General features: G+C 50.5%; 14 protein-coding genes. 10 read left to right on the forward strand and 4 right to left on the reverse strand.

Annotated elements, in window-relative coordinates:
- Window position 1 precedes the first annotated feature (1 nt).
- Window positions 2–3,184, reverse strand: coding sequence for a family 20 glycosylhydrolase (locus J3B89_RS10935; protein ID WP_215397606.1), 3,183 nt, complete (start codon window positions 3,182–3,184; stop codon window positions 2–4).
- 270 nt (window positions 3,185–3,454) lie between these two features.
- Here J3B89_RS10935 and J3B89_RS10940 point away from each other — a divergent pair, with 270 nt between their 5' ends.
- Window positions 3,455–6,673, forward strand: coding sequence for a TonB-dependent receptor (locus J3B89_RS10940; RefSeq protein WP_215397607.1), 3,219 nt, complete (start codon window positions 3,455–3,457; stop codon window positions 6,671–6,673).
- Window positions 6,674–6,760: 87 nt separating this feature from the next.
- On the opposite strand, the gene J3B89_RS10945 is transcribed toward J3B89_RS10940, so the two are convergent.
- Entirely contained in the window at window positions 6,761–7,579 is an 819-nt protein-coding gene (locus J3B89_RS10945) for a CLCA_X family protein (protein ID WP_215397608.1), read from the reverse strand.
- 164 nt (window positions 7,580–7,743) lie between these two features.
- On the opposite strand from J3B89_RS10945, the gene J3B89_RS10950 reads away from it, so the two are divergent.
- The gene (locus J3B89_RS10950; protein WP_215397609.1) at window positions 7,744–10,425 is read left to right on the forward strand and encodes a M14 family metallopeptidase; all 2,682 of its coding nucleotides are present in this window, start codon (window positions 7,744–7,746) and stop codon (window positions 10,423–10,425) included.
- A gap of 4 nt (window positions 10,426–10,429) precedes the next feature.
- On the opposite strand, the gene J3B89_RS10955 is transcribed toward J3B89_RS10950, so the two are convergent.
- A complete protein-coding gene (locus J3B89_RS10955) occupies window positions 10,430–10,954 on the reverse strand; it encodes a YgjV family protein (protein ID WP_215397610.1) in 525 nt (174 codons plus the stop codon).
- Window positions 10,955–11,039: 85 nt separating this feature from the next.
- On the reverse strand, window positions 11,040–12,509 hold the full coding sequence (locus tag J3B89_RS10960; RefSeq protein WP_215397611.1) for a protein adenylyltransferase SelO: 1,470 nt from the start codon (window positions 12,507–12,509) through the stop codon (window positions 11,040–11,042).
- Window positions 12,510–12,652: 143 nt separating this feature from the next.
- Between J3B89_RS10960 and J3B89_RS10965 the strand changes: the two genes are divergently transcribed.
- Genes J3B89_RS10965 through J3B89_RS11000 form a run of 8 tightly spaced genes read left to right on the forward strand, consistent with a single transcriptional unit; the run spans window position 12,653 to window position 19,493 of the window.
- Window positions 12,653–13,165, forward strand: a complete 513-nt coding sequence (locus tag J3B89_RS10965) for a Na+/H+ antiporter subunit E (protein ID WP_215397612.1) — start codon at window positions 12,653–12,655, stop codon at window positions 13,163–13,165.
- Window positions 13,162–13,440: an MrpF/PhaF family protein gene (locus tag J3B89_RS10970; protein WP_215397613.1), complete on the forward strand. Its 279-nt coding sequence runs from the start codon at window positions 13,162–13,164 to the stop codon at window positions 13,438–13,440. Before J3B89_RS10965 ends, J3B89_RS10970 begins: the two co-directional genes overlap by 4 nt.
- Window positions 13,440–13,763 (forward strand): cation:proton antiporter, encoded by a 324-nt coding sequence (locus J3B89_RS10975; protein ID WP_215397614.1) that lies wholly within the window; start codon window positions 13,440–13,442, stop codon window positions 13,761–13,763. The genes J3B89_RS10970 and J3B89_RS10975 overlap by 1 nt, the downstream gene beginning before the upstream one ends.
- The gene (locus J3B89_RS10980) at window positions 13,760–14,704 is read left to right on the forward strand and encodes a Na(+)/H(+) antiporter subunit B (protein WP_215397615.1); all 945 of its coding nucleotides are present in this window, start codon (window positions 13,760–13,762) and stop codon (window positions 14,702–14,704) included. Before J3B89_RS10975 ends, J3B89_RS10980 begins: the two co-directional genes overlap by 4 nt.
- Window positions 14,701–15,054: an NADH-quinone oxidoreductase subunit K gene (locus tag J3B89_RS10985; protein ID WP_215397616.1), complete on the forward strand. Its 354-nt coding sequence runs from the start codon at window positions 14,701–14,703 to the stop codon at window positions 15,052–15,054. Before J3B89_RS10980 ends, J3B89_RS10985 begins: the two co-directional genes overlap by 4 nt.
- Window positions 15,051–16,469 (forward strand): complex I subunit 5 family protein, encoded by a 1,419-nt coding sequence (locus J3B89_RS10990; protein WP_215397617.1) that lies wholly within the window; start codon window positions 15,051–15,053, stop codon window positions 16,467–16,469. Before J3B89_RS10985 ends, J3B89_RS10990 begins: the two co-directional genes overlap by 4 nt.
- Window positions 16,466–17,974 carry a complex I subunit 5 family protein gene (locus J3B89_RS10995; RefSeq protein WP_215397618.1) on the forward strand — a complete coding sequence of 503 codons (1,509 nt, stop codon included), beginning with the start codon at window positions 16,466–16,468 and terminating at the stop codon, window positions 17,972–17,974. The genes J3B89_RS10990 and J3B89_RS10995 overlap by 4 nt, the downstream gene beginning before the upstream one ends.
- Window positions 17,967–19,493, forward strand: coding sequence for a complex I subunit 5 family protein (locus J3B89_RS11000; protein ID WP_215397619.1), 1,527 nt, complete (start codon window positions 17,967–17,969; stop codon window positions 19,491–19,493). Before J3B89_RS10995 ends, J3B89_RS11000 begins: the two co-directional genes overlap by 8 nt.
- Window positions 19,494–19,598: the final 105 nt, after the last annotated feature.

Raw genomic sequence — 19,598 nt, forward strand, 5'->3', positions numbered from 1 at the left:
CTTATAGCTGTATTCGCTCAATACAGCCGCACTGTTGTATCGTGACATAGAGTGTGCTGTCATCCTGGTTCAGGCTGACATTAGTCGGCAGTGCATGGTTCAGCCGGTATTCCTGCCGGATACGGCCTTCGCCATTCAGCTTCACTACTGTGCCTTTACCGTAGCGGGCGATATATAAATTGCCTTTACTGTCAAAACGCATGCCGTCAAGGCCAAAATCACTGAATTGGGCAAACAGTTGCTTATCGCCCAGCGAATTGTCGGCATTAATGCGAAAACGCCACACTCTGCGCTGGATACTTTCATTAACATATAAAAATTGCTGATCGGGGCTTACAGCAATACCGTTGGTTGTGCCCATGTTGCCGTCGAGTAAGTAGCTGGAACCATCAGTGTCTATACGCCACAGCTGCCCGGTGTTATTGGCCCAGTCGGGATCGCTGGCAAAAATAACGCCGCTTTGCATAATGGACAGATCATTAGGTTGGTGCATGGCCTTATTATGCGCATATACCTCAAGCTTATCCTGTGCATAACGCAGAATATTATGGCCGGTGTAATCAGCAATAAACATGGCGCCGCTATATAAGCTACCAGCCGGGCCAAATACTATACCGTTGCCGGTGCTGCCGTGTGGCAAAGTTAAATATAAACTGGCGTGTCCGTCGGGCGTTACTCTGCCAATGTTTCCTCCGGGACTCGCACCGTCATCAGTTGCAGAGCTTTGGCCAAAGTTAACTGCATAAAGGTTACCGGTGCTGTCTACAGCCGGGCCTTCAACCGCTGCACTAAAGGTGTCAGCAGCTACCCAAACGTGGCTATGCGGTGCATAGTCAAACAACTGCTGCAATGGGCGGTGCAGGGCAATAATCATTTCCTGTGAAATAGCAGTAGCCTGTTGCAGTTGCCGGGCTATTTGCTGGCGCACAGCATTCTCTAACGGCGTTTTTGAGCTGATACTGTTAAGTAACAATTGCCCCGACTGACACAGCGCGCTGACTTGCTGCAGCTCAGGTATATAGGGTTTTAGCCGCTGATGCGCAGGCTGCCCGGCTGCTTTTATAAGGGTATCGGCTGCGTCCTGCCATTGTTGTAATTTTTGTACCAGCCAGTCGTTATCTGCAGCCTGCCGGTGTACTAACCAATGCTCAGATATTTGAGAAAACTGCCGTAGCTGCGGGTTTTCGGCTGGCAAAAAGTCTGCTAATTGATCCAGCGGAGCCTGCTGATGATAGAGTTTTGCAACAGATTTCTGGTGCAGCCGGTGATAATAGTGGGCTGGTTCCAGCACTTCACTCAGTAGTGTCAGCGTACCGGCAAACTTACCTGCAATAGCCGTAAAACCGGCATCTTGTTGTGCAGTATGCAGTAGGTAGCCATCGCTGCTAAGTTGCTGTGCGATATGCTGCATACGCCGGTACAGCGCTTTTTCATCTTGTACTGTGGCGTCTGACCATAAGCGTTCGGCAACAGCAAAACTGTTTGGCCAGAGCCGTATGTCAATATTATCTGCTGTAACCAGCTCTCCCCATAAGGTAATTTCGCCGCCCAGAATGTTTGCGCGCATCGTATCGTTAATATAGGGCGGTTGCAGGTTAAAGGGCAAAGCGGTTGCCGCACTTTGCTGCAATGCCAGTGCCTGGCCGTTCACCTGATAGGGGGCATTACCAACCGTCAGCTGTCCGGAAAGCGTTGTTCCCAGCTGAAACTGCGCGTGAAGTGGCCCCATCCAGCTGTCAACATTAAAAGAGATGGTATTTGCATTAAGGACAATATCATTGAGCATTACCGCTTTGCGCCCGCTAAATTCTATTGCTGCTTTTACCGCGCCATCCTGAAAGTTAAGCAGCAGTAATCTGCCTGATATCGCATTGCCACGCAGCCGCTCGAAGCTAAACTGCCAGGCCGACCACTGCTGTAGCCGTGCCAAATCTGTTGCTGTTGCCTGCAACAGCGGATCGTTGCGGTAGTGATATCCGGCAAACTGGGGTTGGTCAAGATAATAGCCGGTTGACAGGATTGCCTTATGTCCGGCAGCGGCTGCCTGATACAAAGATTCGGTGCCACGCCAGGATTGCACCAGCACTGAGTTGGGTAAATTGCTGTCGAGTACTTCGTCCCAGCCAATCATATTACGGCCCAGTTGCTGTAAAATCTGTTGCAAACGGCGGTTGAAATAGGCCTGCAGAGCAGGTGCATCATCAAGTTGCTGTTGTTGCATAAAGGCCACAATATGTGGCGTAGCCAGCCAGTGATCACTTAGTACTTCATCGCCGCCAATATGCAAATAAGGATCGGGAAATACGCCGGCAACTTCAGCCAGTAACTGGTGCAAAAACGGATAAAGCTGTTCGTTTGTCGGGTCCAGCACCGCCGGATGCACCCCCCAGTGCTGCTCTGGCCTTGCCGGGCCGGGTTGGCTCATAAACTCAGGGTAGGCTGCACCAAGTGCAGTGGTATGGCCGGGTAAGTCAATTTCGGGCACCACCCGGATACCGCGATCTGCCGCGTAACGCACCAGTTGTTTCAGTTCAGCCTGAGTATAAAAGCCATCAGCGCCGCCAATTTGTTGTAGTTTGGGGAAATGTTTTGATTCAAACCGCCAGCCCTGATCATCAGTTAAATGCAGGTGCAAAACATTAAGTTTGGCCGCTGCCATCATGTCTATCTGCCGTTTTAACACCGGCAGAGGTAAAAAGCGCCGCGCCGGATCAAGTAACAGGCCACGCCAGCTAAAGCGCGGCTGGTCATCAATGGTAGCGGCGGCAATTTTACCGTTGTCAGCCAGTTGCAGCAGTGTTTCCAGGCCTCGCAGAATACCGGTTTCTGCTGCGGCACTGAGGGTGATCTCAGTGTCAGTAATACGCAGATGGTATTGCTCTGGCATATCCGGCTGAGGAACGGCACCGGCAGCAACGGGTTGGCCGGTAAGGTTTAATAACAGCTGCCGGGATGCCGAAAGCGGAATGTCAAAACCTGCTCTTTGGCTTAAACGGGCAGTAAAACGAGCGGCTGCGGCCTGTAGCTGTGGATTATCAGGCGATATTTTTATTGTAAGCCCCGGCCTTAGATCAAAGTAACCTTCAGTTTGCTCGATAGCGGCGGGATACGGCAACACTGCTACTGCCGCATGCAACGGTACAGTGCTTAGCAACAGCAGGACATAGCAACAGATTAAACGCATAACACAGATCACTTCATTGTTACTTGGTAACATATTAATAAGCAATAAAGAAGTGCTTGTCTAGAATTCAATGCTATATAAGACAGTTTTTTCGTCGAATTGTGTTTACTTTTTAATCTTCGTGGTACAAAGTAACATCATAGCCTGACATATTTGGTAGTAATGGCGGCTTTAAACAGGAAGAGCAGGGCAGGTGCATCACGGCTTTGTCGGCGCTAACGCGGTTGACAGGTTGCATGGATTACAACAAGAACAGAAGAGACTTAAACTATGTCTGAATTACTGAGCGATAATTACAAGTATAGTAGCAAAAAAAACCGGTTAAGCCTGGCAATCACCGCCGCATTGCTGGGGCTGAGCCCATGCTGGCTTGCGGCACAGGCTTTGCCGGAAAATGACAGCGGTGTCATTGCTGCAGAAACAAACGAACCGGTAGAGGTTATTGAAGTAAAAGGTATCCGGGGCAGCCTTAATAACGCGCAGAACCTGAAACGTTTCGCCGATACCGTGAAAGACGTTATCACTGCCACTGATATAGGTGCATTGCCGGACAAATCAGTTACTGAAGCTTTACAACGCGTACCTGGTGTAACCATAGAGCGTTTCGCCTCTTCTGATGATCCAAAACACTACGCTGATGAAGGTACCGGTGTTTTGGTTCGTGGCTTGGATCGGGTGCGTTCTGAGGTAAACGGCCGCGGAGCATTTAGTGCTAACCCATGGGGAGGTTTGAGTTATGAGGATTTCCCGGCCGAGTTGCTCGGATCGGTAGAGGTGGTGAAAAACCAGACTGCCGATCTGATCTCAGGCGGAATTGCCGGTACAGTTAATCTGGTTACCCGCAAGCCCTTCGATTCAGATGACCGCTTGTTCTCTGTTAACGCCAAAGCAAATTATGGTGATTTCCGGGAAGAGGTTACACCGTCTTTCTCTGCGCTGTTTTCTGATAACTGGGAAACAAAAGCAGGTAAGTTTGGCTTTCTTATCGCCGGTTCTAAATCAGAATATAAATCGCGTGGTGACGGTATTGGTTTAGGTAATTTCCATTCCCGTGGTGACGCCTTTATTCCTACGCTGGACGAATGGGGTGGCATTACCGGGGTAGATCCTGATTCGCCGGTTGATGGCCCGGCGTTACCAGGGCAGCCTGCTGGCAGCGTTTGGCATGTGCCGGTTGCTATTCATATGAGCACAGCTGACAATGATCGCAAGCGTACCGGTTTTACCACATCGCTGCAGTGGGCAAATACCGACGACACTATCGTTGCAACCTTAGAGCATATTAATTCTAAGGCCTCTTTAGAGTGGAATGAGCGGCAAATTGGCCAGGCCGCACAAGGCTTCAGAAGTTTTATGGGGTCGTCGCAAAACTGGCGGGACGATGCGGCAAACGGTCATCCGTTAACGGTAGAAAACGGCTATGTCACTTCGGGGGTTGCGCTTGGTGTAAGCCCTGAAACACCATTTTTTTACCGCAGCCGCTGGAACTACAACGAAAATACCGTTAAAGACACCTCCTTTAACCTTAAGTTAAAACCTACAGATCGCCTGGCGCTGAGTTTTGATTATCAGCGGATAGATTCTGAAAAGGTGGTACATAATTACAGCATGTCGGGCCAGACCCGGGGTAATCATGTGCATGTGGTATCACCATACTTTCTTGATATGCGCGGTTCCCGCCCGACTATTGAGTTTCTCAGCGATAACATTCTGACGCCGGGCTGGTCACCAAACGAGGATTGGAACGGACCGGTGCCGAATTTGTTTTTGGGCAGCGGTATGGAGCAGGAAGAACACAATACAGCCAAAGCCAACAGCTTTAAATTTGATCTCAGTTATGAACTGGATGGCTTTTTCACAGGTATTAAAACCGGGGCTTACTACACCGATAAAGACTTAACAGTGCGTGATACGGCATATGAAGGCTGGTCTGCTATTGGTACCCCCTGGGATATGAATGACCGTAATGCAGCCGCTGCGGTAAACCGGCCTGAGCTGTTTGAGCGGGTTGATTTTTCAGATTATTACAATGGTAATGTGCTGATAGGTAATGTTAATAACTTTTTATTCCCGAGAATGGATCTGGTAAGAAACTATGCCAATTCATTACGTCAGGGCTGTCAGGAAGGCTGGCACAACGCAACATTGAGCGCAGCCAATAATGGTGTTTGTACCGGTACCTATGTGCCTTATGCCGACAAGCCTAACCGCATTGAGGGGCCATTTGCTGCGCATAACATCAGTTCATCGAATGAAAAGCGCACAGAACTTTATGTGCGTGGTGATTTCGAGTTTGATGGTTTGGAGATCCCGGTAAAAGGCAATATTGGTTTGCGCTATGTTAGCTACGAGCTTGAATCTACCGGTGCCTTTGTGCAGCCTTTGACCAGTAAACGGGGGGAGCCGGGCACGTCGCTTAACAATGTGATGCAACAAGCCGAGTACAGACGTTATTACGACCTTGCGTCCGGTGAGTCTCAGCTGAGTACGGTAAAAGGCACGGATTACGACACCGTATTGCCGAGCTTAAACCTGAACTTTGGTATTACCGACGATGTAGTCGTGCGTTTTGGGGCATCAAAGGGGTTGTATTATCCAAGCCTGGTCGATGCCCGCAATATCAGCCTGTTAGATCTGGATTACACCCGCCGCCTGCAAACTCCGGGGCAGGATCAGGACGAAGTTAATAACCCTGTGGTAGGGCTGGATGATATCGAAGTTACGGCATTAGCGGGCAACCCGTATCTGGAGCCGGAAGAGTCAATCAATCTGGACTTAACGACAGAATGGTATTTTGCGCCGGCTGGCTACGTGACTGTAGGGCTTTTCCATAAAAAACTGGATAATATTATCCGCAACCGCCAGTTTGATATGAACATTACATACAACGGCGAGGATTACGACGTATCCGCTTATGGCCCGGCCAATACCGGCTCCGGTAATATCCGCGGCGTTGAGTTTTCCTACTCGCAGTTCTACGACATGCTGCCCGGTGCATGGAGTGGTTTAGGCTTGCAGCTTAATTTTACCTATATTGATCAAAGTGGCCTGGAAGACCCTAACAACGTGGCTGAAGGTACTCTGGGTTTTGATGAGAACGGTAACCGTATAGCTGATAACCGTAATACCTTCCGCGTATTTGGTGGTTTGCCATTGCAAGGATACTCAGATCAAAACCTGAACATTGTCGGCATGTATGAATACAACGATATTTCATTCAGGCTGGCTTATACCTGGCGCTCTGAATATCTGTTAACCCTGCGGGAGTCTGAAGAATACGTTCCTGCCTATGCGAAAGCATCAGGCATGATGGATGCCAGTTTGTACTACACCATTAATGATAACTGGAAAATTGGTATTGAAGGCAGTAACTTGCTGAAAACTGAAACTAAAACCCAGTATCAGATGAATCAGGCCGGCGACAGAACCGATGCTTTAAGCTTTACCACTGACCGGCGTTATGCGCTAAGTGTCCGGGCAGTGTTCTGATGCTTAGCAGGTTCAGCAACTAAGTTAACCACGGGTGGTTATTAATGCTTCTCCCGGCCTTAGCCCGCTGCAGGGCTAAGCTAATAATCACCCGTCCTCCCGGCTATTGCCATTGGCTTTGTAGCGCAAACCTTGTCCTAACAGCCGGAAATACTCTAACCATAAAGCGCCAACTTCAGAACATAAGGTATCATCCGGATATACCCCCAGCTCAGCTGCTTTACTTTTTAGCGTACCTGATACCAGAAAACTGTTTTTCAGGTTTTGCCTCTGCAGCATTTTTTCAAAGGTTCTGGCAGCCATTTCTTCCGGCATTGCCAGATATAAACGGTTTTGTGCAGCGTCTAAGCTTCGACAATGATTAAAAAAATCACTACTCCCTTTACCATCAGCAGATAAAAACAGTTTTTTATAAGCATCATCCAGTAACGCATTGAAATAATGCGGAATTATAGTTTTATGCTGTAGCCAGCACCGGCTGGAAAACTGGTTACGCGTAGCATTATCGCCAAACATTTTGCCAGCGATATAGTGATCAAAAGCATGAAACCACTCATGTGCCAGACTACCGCCACCAGCATTTTTAGCAAGAGCCAGAATACGCCCCTGAGGCTGATAATGCGCACATACTCCGGGCTGACCACCAATACCGAAGGTCAGCGCTAAGCTGCCATTTAGTGATATTACCTGCGGTGGTACCTGCAGTAGTTGCTGCAAGTCACAAAAGGCATCAAAAAATAAATTTGCTGCCAGTTGCTGCTCAGCCGCTGTTACCCAACGGCCAATATGAATGCTGTTAAAAGCAAAAATTTTTACCAGATCGGCAAAGCTAACATCAGCACCGCCGCGGTGTGGCGGGCCATTGCGATAATACTGGCGCTGTATGCGTGGGATAGACGTTGTCATGTGCGGATAATAGCGATAATCCTGCAATAGCGAAACTGGCGGCTTAACATAAACCGGCGGTAAAAACCGGTATTTAGTCGCAGCAGCATTGTCAGCACATTGCCAAGCCAGCGCCGTCAGGGTAGTTTGCCGTTATAACAAAATACAAAAATCATGGGAGCAACATGCGCAGTCAGATCCATAGCACATTTATAATCAGTGCCATTTTTTCCGCTTTAAGCACCAGTTTTACTGCCTCAGCGTTACCCGAGTTTCCCGGTAGCCAATATAGTAACAGCGTGCCCGGTACCGAACAGGTACTGGGCTATAAGCTGGGGAGCCGCATTTCAGAGCCGGCAGCAATACTGCAGTATTTTACCGCTCTGGCTGCGCAATATCCGCAGCAGTTGAAGCTGGTACCTTACGGAGAAAGCTGGCAGGGACGGCAACTGTTTTATGTGGTTATCGGCTCTGAGCAAAATATTGCCCGTTTAGAGCAGCTTGAGCAAAATATGCGCAAACTGGCAGATCCGGTTAATACCGGCGAAGCGGATGCTAAAGCCCTGATTGAGCAACAACCGGCCTCGGTATGGATTGCCAATACGCTGCATGGTAATGAGTTAAGCCCGGCTGAATCGTCTATGGCGCTGGCCTGGCATCTACTGGCCGACCAAAGTGAGTTTACCCGCAATATTCTTTCTAACACGCTGGTATATATTGACCCGCTGCAAAACCCGGATGGCCATCATCGTTTTGTCAGCCGCTATTACGCGACTGCCGGTATGGAACATTCTGATGATCGTTTATCGGCCGAGCAAAATGAGCCCTGGCCTAACGGACGCAGCAATCATTATTTGTTTGATATGAACCGTGACTGGATAAGTTTAACCCAACCGGAAAACCGTGGCCGGGTTAAAGCCTTGCAGCATGTTTATCCGCTGTTGTACGTGGATTCGCATGAAATGGGCGGCGATATGACGTATTACTTCAGCCCGGAAGCCGAGCCTTATAACCCGCATATTCAGCAGGCACAGCGTGAAGTATTAGACTGGGTGGGGCAAAACAACGCCAAATGGTTTGACCGTTTTGGTTATCACTATTTTACCCGTGAGATTTTTGATGCGTTTTACCCCGGCTACGGCGCCAGCTGGCCGCTGTATCAGGGCAGTATTGCCATGACCTATGAAATGGCTTCAGCACGGGGCCACCATTACCGCCGTAGTGACGGCACAGTAGTCACCTTTGCTGATGGTATCCAGCGTAACTTTGTGGCTTTTATGGCCACGCTTGAAACCGCCAGCCAGCGCGCCAAACCTTTGTTGCAGCGGTTTTATCAGTACCGTAAAGATGCTGTGGCACAGGGCAGTAAAGCCAAAACCCGCAGCTATATTTTTCCGGCCCTGCGCGATAAAGCCGGGCATCAGCGGTTAACGGCATTGCTGACAGAGCAGGGTATAAAGGTTACCCGGGCGACAAAAGCATTCAGTGCCTGTGGCAAAGATTACCAAAGCGGCGCTTATGTTATTGACAGCGCCCAGAGCACTTACCATTTACTGCGCACTTTGCTGGATACCGACGTACCAATGGATCAGCCGTTTATTAAACAGCAGGAAGCATTAAGGGCAAATAACTTACCGGATCAGATATACGACGTAACCGCCTGGTCATTGCCCCTGATGTTTAATCTGGACATGAACGAATGCCGTGCCAGCGTAAAAGTAGAAGGTGTTACCGTAACCGAACAGCGGATTTTGCCAGGTAACATTAGCCGCCCTGATGCAACATACGGCTTTGTTGTTGCCTGGGATGGTATGGATGCTGCCCGTTTTGCCGCAGAAGCACTCAAGGCCGGTGTAGTAATGCGTAGCAGCGACTTGCCTTTTACCCACCAGAATGGTACGCGTTACCCATCCGGTAGTTTAATTATTGCCAGAGCAGATAATAATGCTGAGCTTAATCAAACGCTTGAAAAGCTTGTCAGGCAAAGTGGCGCAATACTGCAAGGAGTAGACAGCAGCTGGCATACTGCAGGCCCAAATGCCGGCTCTGCCAATATGGTACGGTTGCAACCGGTAAAAGTGGCCATGTTGTGGGATGAGCCAGCCAGCAGTTTAAGTGCCGGTAGTGCCCGTTTTGTGCTGGAGCGTGAATTGGGCCAACCGGTAACGGCTATCCGGCCTGCACAGTTAAAGCATGCCGACTTAAGCCGGTATCAGGTGTTGGTATTGCCCGCGGCGGCGGGGGGCAGTTATCAGCAAGCTTTGGGTGAGGCTGGTTACAGTAATATCCGCCACTGGACAGAGCGCGGCGGCGTATTCATTACGTTAGGCAACGCAACTAACTTTGTTTTAAGCGGGGAATCGCCAATGCTTGCCAGCAAACGGGAATACAAAGCCGGTGATGATACAACTGTTGATAACAATGCTAAAGATCAGGTTGCCGGTACGGTACTAAATGCCGAGCAGTACCAGCAAATGCTTAAAGCAAAACAAGCCAGGCCGGACTGGGTGCCGGGGTTTCTGGCAAAAGCTGAAGTTGATCAGTCGCACTGGTTAACTGCCGGCTTACCGGCCAGCGTGAATACGGTGTATGTTGGTAATGAAATTTATCAGCCGCTGGCAATAAATCACGGCCGTAACCTGCTGAAATTTGCCGCTGCAGATACGGTTAAAGCCAGTGGTTTTGTCTGGCAGGACAATCAGCAGCAAATTGCACATAAACCTTTATTAATGTGGGCACCACAGGGTGACGGTATGGTGATAAGCTTTACTCAGGAACCAAACTACCGTGCTTATGTTAACGGTTTGCATATTGCGCTGGCTAATGCGGTACTGCTGGCTCCGGCACATAGTGGTGCTGTGCGGTAAAACGTTATTTATTATCCGCCGCAGGTAAATGTTGCCTGCGGCTTCTGATATAACCCACCAGATTACTGCTTAAAAATGCCAGCTCCATTAATACGGCTACCGGTGAGCCAACCAGCAGGTTATGGATGATCCAGGCTGTAGCGCCTATCGCCATCAGTGCCCGTACCAGTATCACATTGTTCTGAAAACTGCCGATAGTGCCCACAACGGCAGCCAGATAGGGCAACAGGTTAACCGGGCTGGTATAACTATATAAAATTAACAGTGTTGATAATGCCAGAAAACAATACATCCAGCGTTGACGCGGGTTAACGGCTGCCACCAGGAAACGTACTGCGGTTAAGCTAACAAAGCATGCCGCCTCGTACTGACCTAATACGGCAAAATGGCTGGCATTAAGCAGTGCGGAGACAAACCAGAATTTAAGCATGCTGGCCCTGTCATAACGCTGAAAAGCCACAATACCACTGATAAAGGCCATAGCGGCTAAACATTGAGACAAGGCAAAACTGATGGTTATGTCTGGCAAGGAAGCGGCTCTGGGTTACTGATCAAGATGGCTATAGTACCGGATCCAGCCGCCATCGGCTTGTTGCAGATGGCATAAGTTATAATCAGGTGCCGCAAAAAGTATTTTTCACAAGCTGCTGTGGCTTTGGCGGCAGGGCAAAGTCAGCATTATCGTCTGATAAGCTGTAAGGTGTTGCCAGCGCCTGATGCAGGCGGTTAAACAGGGTTAAATCTGCCTGCTCTGTTGCCTGCGCAATAGCTGCAGCAACTAAGTGGTTACGTGCGATAACAGCCGGGTTGGTATTGTCCATTTGCTGGCTTATCTGGATCAGGTCAATGCTTTGTTCTGCAAGGCGTTGCTGCCACCTCGCGGCCCAGTTAGCCCAGCCTTGTTTATCTGCAAATAACTCTGCTGCACCAGCGCTACTGTTGCTTACCGAGCGGCTGAGCAAGCGAAAGCACTGGCTGAAATCGGCGGTGTTCGCGCTCATCAGGTTAAGCAGATCGCGGATCAACAGTTCATCAGTGGCTACGGGGTTTACAATACCGATTTTGGCTGACATCAGCTGCAAAAATTCGGCTTCGTTCTGGCCGTTAAAGCCTTGCAATACTGCTGTCGCCAGCTCTACAGCCTGCTCTGGTTGAACGCTCAGCAGCGGTAGCAGGCTTTCAGCAAAACGCGTCAGGTTCCAACTGGCAATACGTGGCTGGTTGCCCCAGGCGTAACGGCCTTGTGTATCAATAAAGCTATATACCTGTGCCGGGTTAAAGCTGTCCATAAAAGCACAGGGGCCGTAATCTATGGTTTCACCGGCAATGCTCATATTATCGGTATTCATTACACCATGAATAAAACCCAGGCTCATCCATTTGGCAATTAGTTTTGCCTGTGCTGCTACCACCGCGGCCAGTAATGCCAGATAAGGGTTGGCCTCGCTGGCACATGCCGGGTAGTGCCGGTTAATAACGTAGTCGGCAAAGGTTTTTAACCGGGCATGATCGCCTCTGGCAGCCAGATACTGAAAACTGCCAATGCGGATATGGCTGCTGGCCACCCGGGTAAGCACTGCACCGGGCTCTGCGGTTTCGCGTTGTACCCAATCGCCGGTTAATACTGCTGCCAGGGCGCGGGTAGTAGGCACACCCAGCGCATACATAGCTTCACTGACTAAATATTCGCGTAATACCGGCCCCAGTGGTGCGCGGCCATCGCCACGGCGCGAAAACGGTGTTTGCCCGGCACCTTTTAACTGTATATCAAAGTGCTGGTTGTTTGCAGTTAGTACTTCAGCCAGTAGCAACGCCCGGCCATCGCCCAATTGCGGTACAAAATTGCCAAACTGATGGCCGGCATAAGCATGTGCCAGCGGGCAGGCCCAATCCGGCACGGTATTGCCGCTAAATACCGCCAGACCTTCGTCTGAATGCCAATACTGCTGCGGTAAGCGCAATTCTGCCGCCAGTTCAGTATTAAACGCCAGCCACTGCGGGGCTGAAACCGGTGTAGGGTTGCAGGGTTGCGAAAATGGCGCCCCAAGGGCCGCCAGGCTGTGGCGGATACTAAAACTGTTCATAGCAAATACTTCGTTTTGATAACGATTGTCGCTACAGTGTACACGAAGTTGACATAGCACTACAGCGTCCGTACTGGCCGTTTTTTTGAACTTTTCTATATTATTCAATACTATTACTTCAGTAATTTTTTTCAGGAGTTCGCATGTCATTGTCTCAGAGCGGGGCGGTTGTTATCTGTTACAGCGCAATAAGCGGGATATTTGCGCTGTGCTGGGCCGCGCTAACCGGGGGGCGTGGCTGGTGGTTTTTCCTGCCGCTGTGTTTATTACTGCTGTTGTGGTGCAATCTGGCTAAATTAAGCTTGCCGCCGGTACGGTTTAACGCGGTACCGGGTTTTTTGTTGTTTTTTAGCCGGCAATTAGTACTGGGTGCCTGGGATGTTGCCAAGCGGGCACTATCTCCGGCGCCAAGGTGGGCGCCGCAGTGGCAACCCTACAGCATAAGCCTGACCCAGGCTGCCAGCCAGCGTTTGCTGGCCAGCATGGTAAGCCTGTTACCCGGTACCTGCGCGGTAAATATTGAAGTGGGTCAGCCTGATGTGTTGTTGTTGCATGTGCTTGATAGCAACACTGACTGGCATAAAGCTGTGGCCGCACTGGAGCAACAACTGGCCTGGCTGCTTCGCGATGAAACAGCAAAAGGGCAAACAGCATGATAGCGTTAGCCGTGGCGTTATTAATTACTATGTTGCTGGGGTTATGGCGGGTGGTAAAGGGGCCGGCTTTGCTAGATCGGCTATTATCGGTGCAATTATTCGGTACTACCGGGGTAGCATTGTGTTTAGTGCTGGCGCAGGCACTTGATATCAGTGCCCTGCGCGATGTAGCGCTGGTACTGGCTGTGTTGGCAGCCGCAGCGCCTGCGGCACTGGTACAACGTTTAAAGCAGCAAAAAGTAGAGCAACAGCCATCTTCTGAGGATAAATCATAATGGATAGTGCCGGGCAGTTGTCTGTTTTAAGTACAGTACTTAGTAGTTTGTTGCTAATTACCGGCTTATTTTTCTTTATTGCCGGCAGTATCGGTATGCTGCGTTTTCCCGATAGCTTCAGTCGTTTGCATGCAGTTACCAAAGCTGACTCGCTAGGTCTGGGCTCAATTGTTGCCGGTCTGATGTTTTACGGTGATCTGTGGCAGAACCTGCTGCTGTTGCTGATCTGGCTACTGGTGCTGGCGTCGGGCTCGGTATCTTGCCAGCTGTTAGCCCGTTTTGCTAAAGCCCAGCAGGATAGAGTCCAGCAGGATAAAACATGAGACTTTTATTGTTTGATGCCATCTTATGCCTGTTACTGCTGACACTGGCACTAGCCAGTATATTAAGCCGTCAGCTAGCCCATGCGGTAATACTGTATATTGCTTTTGGCCTGATGATGGCGCTGGCCTGGGCCAGGCTGGCCGCGCCTGATTTAGCTCTGGCTGAGGCGGCTATTGGTGCCGGCCTGACCGGTGCTTTGTGTTTTTCTGCTTTGGCGCATCAGCAACCACAGCTTAAACCTGATGTACTTAACTGGCCAAAGCGGCTGTGGCCAGCCGTATTTGTGTTATTGATGCTCGGCGGCGTACTGGCAGCTTTGTTACAGTTACCGCCCAGCGCCAGCCAACTGATTGCTGTAACGCAGGCCGGGATTGGCAACAGTGGTGTCAGTCATCCGGTAACGGCGGTACTGCTGAATTTTCGCAGTTGGGATACCTTACTGGAGTTAGTTGTATTGTTGCTGGCATTACTCGGGGCCAGACAGGTAGCCCCTGAAGTAAAACCGGCAACCAGTTGGCCGCTTAGCCTGGGTTGGAGCAGGTTACTGGCACCTATGGTGATTTTACTGGCCGGCTATCTGCTTTGGGCCGGAGCCAGCCAACCCGGTGGTGCGTTTCAGGCGGGTGCTTTGCTGGCCGCCGGAGCTGTAGTACTAAGGCTTAATCAACAACTTAGCTGGTTAAGCTGGAGCAACTTTTGGATCCGGCTGCTGATTGTGTCGGGGGTGTTGGTTTTTGTGCTGATGGCACTACTGGCCATATTGCTAACGCCCGGCAATACTGACGTAGTCTGGTTACGCTGGCCGCCGCATTTGGCTGCAGGCATTATTTTGCTGGTTGAATTATTTGCCACTCTGGCTATAGCGCTAACACTCACCTTGCTGGTAGCAGGTGAGCCCGCCAGCACCGGTGCAGAACACGGTTGCGGGGAGGGCGCATGACGGATCTCAGTTCGCAACTGCTGTTGTATATCGGTACGGCCGCCGGTTTGTTTGGTATTGGCCTGTATGGTTTTATTGTCGGGCCGCAAACTTTACGGCGTATTTTGGCACTGAATATTATCGGCGCCGGTATTTTTATGCTGATGGTAGTACTGGCATATCGTGGCCTGGCAGAGGAGGCCGCCCTGACTTTAACTGATCCGGTATTACATGCACTGATCTTAACCGGTCTGGTGGTTGCTGTTAGTGCAACAGCTTTTGCGCTGGCGCTGTTAACGCGGTTAAATCAGGCTAAATCTGCTCAGTGCAAGCCGGATCAGCTCAGACATGGGCAGGAGCCTGAGCAATGATGGTTGTGTTGCTGGTACTCCCGTTGCTTGGCACTTTATTTATGTTGCTTTGGCCGAAAATTGCGCCGTTACTGGCCTTGTTAACAGCTTCTGTCTGCAGCCTGGCAGCGCTGCAGTTATTGTTTCTGGTAAGCGAGCAGGGCAACCAGCAGGTATTACTGGCAGGCTGGCCGTCAGGTTTGGCTATCAGCCTTGAAGCCAACAGCTTAAGCAGCCTGCTGATTCTGCTGACAGCACTGCTGCAGTTACTGGTTGGGTTATATGCCTTTGCAACTCACCGGCGCGATAAGCTGGGCGCCGGTTTTTGGCCACTTAGCTGCATGCTGCAGCTTGGCTTAACAGCACTCTGGTTGTCGCGGGATTTGTTTAATCTTTATGTTTGTCTGGAGTTGCTTGGCATAGTGGCGGTAGCGCTGGTCAGCTTATCGGGTGATAAAGCCATTAAACCTGCGTTGAATTATCTGCTGTTATCTTTATTCGGCTCGCTGTGTTATTTGCTTGGTGTAGCAATATTGTATGGCGCCTACGGCGTGCTGGATATCACAGTTTTGGCAGCGCGGTGGCAAGCGGATTTACCCAGTAGCATTGCATTATTATTGATGACACTGGGTTTAATGTTAAAAGCAGCGCTTTGGCCACTGCATGGCTGGTTACCGGCGGCACATGCTGCAGCGCCGGCGCCGGTTAGTGCTTTGTTATCAGCCCTGGTGGTAAAAGGCCCGCTGTTTATTCTGTGTCTGTTATGGCTGCAATTAGCCGGGGCAACGCAGGTTGCTGCTGTAGCACCTTGGTTTGCCGGTTGTGGTTTAGCCGCCTTGCTACTTGGTGGCGTGTCGGCGCTACGCACACCTTTTGCTAAAAATATGGTGGCATATTCCACCGTAGCGCAGTTGGGTTATGCCATGCTGGCGCTGGGCTTATTACTACGCTTTAACCAGCCGTTATTTGCTGCCGCACTCTGGTTATTTGTATTGGCACATGCACTGGCCAAAGCGGCCTGTTTTTTAGCAATAGGCGAGATAACGGCAACTTTAGGTGGTAAACGGATAAACACCTTAAAAGGTGCCAGCCAAACCATGCCGTTGGCGATGTTTGCTTTTGCCGTGGCCGGTGGCAGTTTAATTGGCTTACCACCAAGTGGCGGCTTTCTGGCTAAGTGGGCGTTGTTGCAAGGCTTATGGTTACAAGGCGGGCAGCTGTTCTGGTTATTGGCAATAGTATTGGCTACCTTGCTCTCTGCTGCTTATGTATTCCGGGCTGTAGTACTGGCGTTTGATCGGGCTGATCCGGTGGCGCCGGATTTTGCGCCGCGCATTTTGCCGCAATGGCTGGCGTTATTGCCGGCGCTGGCTGTGTGGGCGATGGCACTTTACAGCGAACCTTTACTGCAATTGCTAAAGCAGGAGGGGTTATGAGCCCGTTTTGGCAACAATATTTACCCTTGTCCATTATTCTTAGTTCATTATTGCCTGGCCTTATTATTTTTACGCTGAAAGAAACTCAGGTGAAACTGCGTATTAGCCTGAACCTGTTTGGCGTAGGCGTAAAGCTGCTGCTGGTATTGTTAATGTGGCAGGCTGTAAAAGCCGGGCAGCAGTTTTATTTTAGCCTGCCGTTTTTACCCGGTGCCGATTTAGTGCTGCAGGGCGATGCTTTATCGCTGCTGTTTGTGGTGTTGTCTTCCGTGTTGTGGCTGGCTACCACCATTTATGCCATTGGCTACCTTGAACAATCGCCACTGCGCTCACGCTTTTTTGGTTATTTCAGCCTTTGTGTCAGCGCCACTGTCGGCCTGGCGCTGGCGGGTAATCTGGTTACTTTTTTGTTGTTTTATGAACTGCTGACGCTGGCAACTTTTCCGCTGGTGGTACATCGTGGCACGCCTGAATCGCTGGCAGCCGGGCGCCGGTATCTGGCGTATACCTTAAGTGGTGGCGTGATCCTGATGCTGGGTGTCGCTTTGCTACATTCCCTGGTACAAAGCCCGTTATTTACTCCCGGCGGCTATGTTGCTGCCGCTGTCAGTGGTAATGAGGGGCTGCTAATGCTGGCCTTTGCATTAATGATCATGGTATTGGGGGTAAAAGCGGCTTTATTGCCGCTACATGGTTGGTTACCTCAGGCAATGGTAGCACCGGCGCCCGTCAGCGCCTTATTGCATGCAGTTGCTGTAGTTAAAGCCGGGGCTTTTGGCATTATCCGGCTGGTGTACGACGTTTTTGGCGTAGAGAGCATGCAGGCTCTGCAACTGGCACAGCCATTAATGCTGTTGGCCGCCGCGACTATTTTGTATGGCTCCTGGCGTGCGCTGGCGCAGCAGGATATTAAGCGACGGCTGGCGTATTCTACCATCAGCCAGGTGTCTTACATTACGTTGGGCGTTGCTATGCTTGGGCCGCTGGCAGCGGTAGGGGGCCTGGTGCATCTGGTACACCAGGGGGTGATGAAAATCACGCTGTTTTTTTGTGCCGGTAATTTTGCCGAAACCTTAGGTATTCATAAAATCCGTGAATTAAACGGCGTTGGGCGGCGTATGCCTGTAACTGCTATGGCTTTTACGCTGGGTGCTTTGGGTATGATAGGTATACCGCCTACAGCCGGGTTTATCAGCAAATGGTATTTGGGGTTAGGCGCGGCCGAAGTGGGGCAGAACTGGCTTATTCTGGTTTTTGCGTTATCGGGTTTACTTAACGCAGCGTATTTTTTACCTGTGGTGTACCGCATGTGGTTTTTACCACAAAGCGGACGCTGGCCAGCAGAGCAGCGGTTATCAAACCGGTTTGAAACACACTGGATGCTATTATTGCCCGCTATTTTTACCGCCATACTGTTGTTACTGATGGGCCTGTTTGCCAGCACTGAGCTTAGCCCGCTAAGTTGGTCGCAGTTGATTGTTGAACGGGAGTTTCGCCATGATTGATCTTAGCAACTGGCTCTGGCCTGGCGCCGGTCTGGGATTAACTGATGCGTTTACCCGGCCCTGGTGGTGTTTCAGTTTAGTGTTATGGTTGCTGGTTGGTGCGTTCAGCCTGTTGTCGCAGCGGCATGATGCACGCGCGGGGCGCTATTGGCTGTTTTTTGCATTGTGTTTTGCCGGCAATATGCTGCTGATAGCTGCACTGGACGCCGTGAGTTTTTATCTTGGTTTTAGCCTGATGAGTTTGGCGGCTTATGGCTTAGTGATCCACAATAATACCGCTAAAGCCAGACGCGCCGGCAGGCTGTATCTGCAACTGGCGGTGCTGGGCGAAATTTTGCTGTTCAGCGGTTTACTGCTGCGCGCTTCTGCTGCCGGTGGGCAGTATGACTGGCACAGTTGGCAAGCCGTGCCGCTGGAGCCACTAAGCTTAAGCTTACTGCTACTGGGGCTGGGCTTAAAAGCCGGATTCTGGCCATTACACTGGTGGTTGCCACAAGCTCACCCTGTGGCACCAGCCCCGGCAAGTGCGCTGTTATCCGGCGTAATGATTAAAGCCGGCTTACTTGGTATGCTGATGTTTATACCTGCCACTGATACCTTAATGCAGCAGTGGGCGCCACTGTTACTGATCACCGGCCTGATCTCGGCTTTTTACGGCGTATTAGCCGGCTTATTACACACTCAACCCAAAGTCATTCTGGCATATTCCTCTGTTAGCCAAATGGGTTATCTATTAATGCTGTTTGCACTTTTAAGCTTAACCGGCGTAGCAGCATTGCCGGTATTGCTGGCCTATGTAGTACACCACGGCATGGCAAAAGCCAGTTTGTTTTTATACGCTGGTATGGCTGGCGAAGCGGCAGGGCGCATCTGGCGCCAGGCGTTATTCTGGTTAGCCGCACTGGCGATGATGGCGCTGCCGCTAAGCAGTGGTGCTTTGGTGAAAACCGCCCTGAAAGCTAAGTTGACAGCAGCCAGTTTACCCGGCTGGCTTAGTATCGACGTGCTTAGTTCACTGTTAACCAGCGGAGCTGTGCTTACGGCCTTGTTGTTATTACATCTGGCAGCACAACTGCGTGCAGTTAAGGCTTCAGCTGTTACCAAAGCCTCAGCCAATAACACAGCAGGGCGCTGGGCGTTGTTTACACTGTTAGTCGGCACACTTTGGGCACTGCCATGGTTTATGCTGCAATACTGGCAACTGCCCTTGCCAACGTTATCGCAAAGTGGCGCGCTAATAGCCCCTGTATTGTTTGCAGTGCTGCTAAGGTGGTTGTGGTATAAATTGGGTTGGCAGTTACCGCAGCACTACTACAATCGCAACGCACCGGCTCTGTATTATTCGTTAAAGTTAAAGCGCTTATATCAACCGGTCAGCCAGCCGCAATGGCACTGGCCAACTATTACATTACGCCCGCTGGAGCGAAGGTTAAACCGCGCACTCAACCGCCCGCTGGTTTCAACCACTGCGTTACTGTGCTGCTTGTTGTTTGTAATGATACTATTAAGCGGCGTATAAGGTCGTTGCTATTCGTTTTCGCAATCAATGAATTAAAGAAGAGCCCGAGGGCGAATAACAGGCACACTTTATGAGTCGGTCTTTAAGTTAGTTGCGGGAGCCCTG

This window comes from Rheinheimera oceanensis, from assembly GCF_018831085.1.
Classification (GTDB): domain Bacteria; phylum Pseudomonadota; class Gammaproteobacteria; order Enterobacterales; family Alteromonadaceae; genus Alishewanella; species Alishewanella oceanensis.

Excerpts from the sequence above, each read along its gene's own strand:
- J3B89_RS10935 (WP_215397606.1), bottom strand. The coding sequence starts at position 3,184 with ATGCGTTTAATCTGTTGCTATGTCCTGCTGTTGCTAAGCACTGTACCG.
- J3B89_RS10940 (WP_215397607.1), top strand. The coding sequence starts at position 3,455 with ATGTCTGAATTACTGAGCGATAATTACAAGTATAGTAGCAAAAAAAAC.
- J3B89_RS10945 (WP_215397608.1), bottom strand. The coding sequence starts at position 7,579 with ATGACAACGTCTATCCCACGCATACAGCGCCAGTATTATCGCAATGGC.
- J3B89_RS10950 (WP_215397609.1), top strand. The coding sequence starts at position 7,744 with ATGCGCAGTCAGATCCATAGCACATTTATAATCAGTGCCATTTTTTCC.
- J3B89_RS10960 (WP_215397611.1), bottom strand. The coding sequence starts at position 12,509 with ATGAACAGTTTTAGTATCCGCCACAGCCTGGCGGCCCTTGGGGCGCCA.
- J3B89_RS10965 (WP_215397612.1), top strand. The coding sequence starts at position 12,653 with ATGTCATTGTCTCAGAGCGGGGCGGTTGTTATCTGTTACAGCGCAATA.
- J3B89_RS10970 (WP_215397613.1), top strand. The coding sequence starts at position 13,162 with ATGATAGCGTTAGCCGTGGCGTTATTAATTACTATGTTGCTGGGGTTA.
- J3B89_RS10975 (WP_215397614.1), top strand. The coding sequence starts at position 13,440 with ATGGATAGTGCCGGGCAGTTGTCTGTTTTAAGTACAGTACTTAGTAGT.
- J3B89_RS10980 (WP_215397615.1), top strand. The coding sequence starts at position 13,760 with ATGAGACTTTTATTGTTTGATGCCATCTTATGCCTGTTACTGCTGACA.
- J3B89_RS10985 (WP_215397616.1), top strand. The coding sequence starts at position 14,701 with ATGACGGATCTCAGTTCGCAACTGCTGTTGTATATCGGTACGGCCGCC.
- J3B89_RS10990 (WP_215397617.1), top strand. The coding sequence starts at position 15,051 with ATGATGGTTGTGTTGCTGGTACTCCCGTTGCTTGGCACTTTATTTATG.
- J3B89_RS10995 (WP_215397618.1), top strand. The coding sequence starts at position 16,466 with ATGAGCCCGTTTTGGCAACAATATTTACCCTTGTCCATTATTCTTAGT.
- J3B89_RS11000 (WP_215397619.1), top strand. The coding sequence starts at position 17,967 with ATGATTGATCTTAGCAACTGGCTCTGGCCTGGCGCCGGTCTGGGATTA.